Genomic DNA, 3,439 nt, shown 5'->3' on the forward strand with positions numbered 1-3,439 from the left:
AAGCGATTGAGCACGGTCACCAGCGGGCCGGGGTCGATATTGTAGGTCTGGCGCTGGCTGTCCGCCTGCTGGCTGGCGGGGCTTTCGGCGGCCAGGGACCAGGGCGCGGGCAGGCACAGGAGGGCGCTGCACAGGGTCAGGGGACGCAGGGGCAGGCGCAGGCGGGGACGGCTGGGTGTTGGCATGAGGTTCCCTTGTGGATCGGCAATGTGAGAGCAGTTACCGGGTTAACCGAACCAGAAAGACAAAAGGGAACCGGGATCTGAAATTTTTTTTCCCGAGTGTTCAGGCCCGGGGTTCAAGGGTCACCCACCAGGAGGCGAGACGCTTGACGCGCACCGGCAGGGCGGCCTCCAGCAGCGCCAGGGCCTGGTCGGAGTCGTGCAGGGGAAAGGCCCCCATCACCGGCAAGCGGCCAATGGTCGGGTCACAGCCCAGGTGCCCCGGGCGATAGCGTCCCAACTCATCGAGCAAGTGCTCCAGCGGCAGGTTGTCGGCCAGCAGCAGGCCGCGGCTCCAGGCCTCGCGGGCCGCGCTGGCGCCCAGCAGCGGGCCCAGTGCATGGGCGTCGAAGGCCAATTGCTGGCCGGCGTTGACCACCTGCACCTGACCCCCTTCGGCGTTGCGTACTTGCACCGCCCCGGCGTAGACATTGAGCAGGGTGCGTTGCCCGTCCCGGCGCACGCTGAAGCGCGTGCCCAGGGCCTGCAGCCGTCCGTGTTCGGTGTCCACCAGGAAGGGCCGTTGCGGGTCCTTGGCCGTGTCGATGAGGATTTCTCCCTGGTGCAGCAGCAACAGGCGCTCCAGGGCGCTGTAGCGCACATCCAGCGCACTCAGGGCATTGAGCCAGAGGTGAGTGCCATCGCTGAGGCGGGCATCGCGAACCTCCCCGGTGCCGGTGGCGTAGTCCGCCCGCCAGCGACCCAGTGTCTGGGGCAAAGGCGTGCCGCGCCAGGTGCCCCAGCCCAGGCCGATCAACAACAGGCCACCGAGCACCTGGCGCCGCGCCAGTGCCGGGCGCCGACCACCGCGCAGGGCCTGACCGGCGGCTTGCTGGGCAGTGGCGTCCTGCAACGGCAGCAGGCGCTGGCTGACCCGCTGCACGTAGCCCCAGGCCTGGCGGTGTTCCGCGGTCTGCTCGAGCCAGGCCTGCCAATGACGACGCTGCTCGTCGCTGACGGCTTCGTCCTGAAGTTGCACGTACCAATGGGCGGCCTGTTGCAGGCTGGCGTGGCTCAACCGGTTGCCGGTGTGTTCGCTCATGCCGTTCTACTCCACCAGCAGGCCATCGAGTTCGGCCTCCAGCAGTGCGCAATGCACCAGGGCCTGGGCCAGGTACTTCTTCACCATGCGCTCGGAGACGCCCAGCTCAACGGCAATCTCTCTGTAGGGACGGTCGTGCAGTTGCGCCAGGATGAAGGCCTCGCGCACCCGCTGGGGCAGGCGGCCGAGCATGGCGTCCACTTCGTGCAGGGTCTCGACGATGATCGCCCGTTGCTCCGGGGACGGTTGCAGCGCCTGGGGCCGCGCCGCCAGGGCCTGGAGCCAGGCCTGTTCCAGTTGTCGGCGGCGCCAGTGATCGATGCACAGGCCCCGGGCGATGGTGGCCAGGTAGGAGCGTTGCTGGACATCGCCATCGAGCTGGGGCGGACGCTTGAGCACACGGACGAAAATCTCGTGGGCCAGGTCGGCGGCATCCCAGGCATGGTTCAGGCGCCGCCGCAGCAACTCGTAGAGCCAGCGGTGATGGCTGTCATAGAGGTGATGGACCAAAGCGGGGCTGGCGGGCGGCGTCGAGGGCAAGGGCGTGGTCCGGTGGCGGGCTGGGTTGTAAATGGGAATTGATCGCGATTAAAGCAAAAGCCCGGATGCCCTGCAAATGATATCGATTCGCCGTTGTGCAGCTGTCGATCAGGCCTGGCCCCTGGAAAAACACATCAAGTCTGACGCCATGGAGGCGATAAAACACTCAGGACACCTGCATTCAATGCTTGCTGACAGGGGTTTCTTCAGTGGTATCTTCGCTTGCATCCCACTGTCACGGCTGGGCGCCGCCAGCCGGTTGCCAGGCGGTGACAGGGGCCGTCTGCGGGGGCGGGCATGCAGTGGCAGAGGGGATAGGCTGATGCGGCAACCGGGGTTCAAGCTGTTTTTCACCCACCGCCTGGCGCTCCTGGCGGGCGCCGAGTCCTTGCGTTCGATACGTGAGGGCCTGCTCTGGCTGTTGCCCTGCCTGCTGGTTTCGGCGGTATTTCTGATAGCGGCCCAATGCGCCCAGGCCCTGGGTGCTCCCAGTGCACTGGTGGACTTGCTGGCCGGGCTGCACAACCGCATCAGTTCGATCATTCCCTTGCTGGTGGCGGCGTCCATCGGCTACATGCTGGCGATCCAGTACCGCTTGCCCCAGCTGCCGGTGGCCTTTCTCTGCCTGTCCCATGTAGTGATCGCCATCTACCTGCTGCGGGACTATCCGCTGGCGTCGGCGACGTTCGTGCTGTTCATCGCCATTGCCTCGCCCCTGGTCAATGTCCCGACCATGGCCTGGCTGCATCGCCGGCGCTGGACCCGGCTGGTGGACGAGGGCCTGGTGGGTCACAACCTCAAGGGCACCATCAATATGGTGCTGCCGGGGGTGCTGACCTCCCTGGTGCTGGTGGCGGTGCTGCAACTGCTGTTGCAGATCCACGACTTTGCCTACATCCAGCGGCCGATCGACATCGACAGCCTTGATCATCCCTACCTCAACGCGATTTTCCTGACCTCGACCAACTCCCTGTTTTGGTTCTTCGGCATTCACGGCACCTATGCCATGCAGCCGTTGATGGAAGTGATGGATCAGGCGGTGACCCTGAATGCAGCCGATCACGCCGCCGGGCAACCCCTGCGTTTTGCCCTCAACAGTGGCCTGCTGGGCTGCTTCGCCTTTATTGGCGGCTCTGGCGGCTCCCTGGCCCTGGTGCTGGCGATCCTCGGTTTTTCCAGGAACCATTCCATGCGCCTGCTGGCGCTGGCGAGCCTGGCGCTGTCGCTGTTCAACGTCAACGAACTGCTGCTGTTCGGCCTGCCGATCATCCTCAACCCGCGCCTGCTGGTGCCGTTCATGCTGGTGCCCATGGTCAATGCCTGCCTGGCGCTGGTGGTGGTGCAGCTGGGCTGGGTGAGCCCGGCCCTGGTCAGCGTGCCCTTTACTTCACCGGTGCTGCTCAATGCCTACCTCAGTACCCAGGGCGATTGGGGTGCGGTGCTCCTGCAACTGGTGCTGCTGGGCGTCGGTACGCTGATCTATATGCCTTATGTGCGCAGCATCCAGCGCCAGGGCGAACGCTCCGAGCAGGTCTACCTGAAGACCTTCGACACCACCTTCCGCGGCCTTGAAGAGCGGGGCCGGCTGTTTGAGCTGGACCCGGTGGTGGCGGCCTACAAGCAAACGGCCCGGCAG

The 3,439-nt window shown here is 65.5% G+C and carries 4 protein-coding genes; 1 reads left to right on the plus strand and 3 read right to left on the minus strand.

Going from position 1 to position 3,439, the window contains the following annotated elements; genetic code table 11:
• The 3 genes from BLX41_RS33885 to BLX41_RS26030 all read right to left on the minus strand — a co-directional run.
• A partial coding sequence (locus BLX41_RS33885; protein ID WP_185073792.1) for a hypothetical protein occupies positions 1 to 185 on the minus strand: 185 nt, incomplete at its 3' end.
• Between the two features lie 100 nt (positions 186 to 285).
• Positions 286 to 1,263: a FecR domain-containing protein gene (locus tag BLX41_RS26025; RefSeq protein WP_123727211.1), complete on the minus strand. Its 978-nt coding sequence runs from the start codon at positions 1,261 to 1,263 to the stop codon at positions 286 to 288.
• Between the two features lie 6 nt (positions 1,264 to 1,269).
• Positions 1,270 to 1,803 (minus strand): sigma-70 family RNA polymerase sigma factor, encoded by a 534-nt coding sequence (locus BLX41_RS26030; RefSeq protein ID WP_123727212.1) that lies wholly within the window; start codon positions 1,801 to 1,803, stop codon positions 1,270 to 1,272.
• Positions 1,804 to 2,125: 322 nt separating this feature from the next.
• Here BLX41_RS26030 and BLX41_RS36270 point away from each other — a divergent pair.
• A partial coding sequence (locus tag BLX41_RS36270; RefSeq protein ID WP_259745189.1) for a PTS transporter subunit EIIC occupies positions 2,126 to 3,439 on the plus strand: 1,314 nt, incomplete at its 3' end.

It is taken from the genome of Pseudomonas protegens (genome assembly GCF_003732485.1).
GTDB classification, from domain to species: domain Bacteria; phylum Pseudomonadota; class Gammaproteobacteria; order Pseudomonadales; family Pseudomonadaceae; genus Aquipseudomonas; species Aquipseudomonas protegens_B.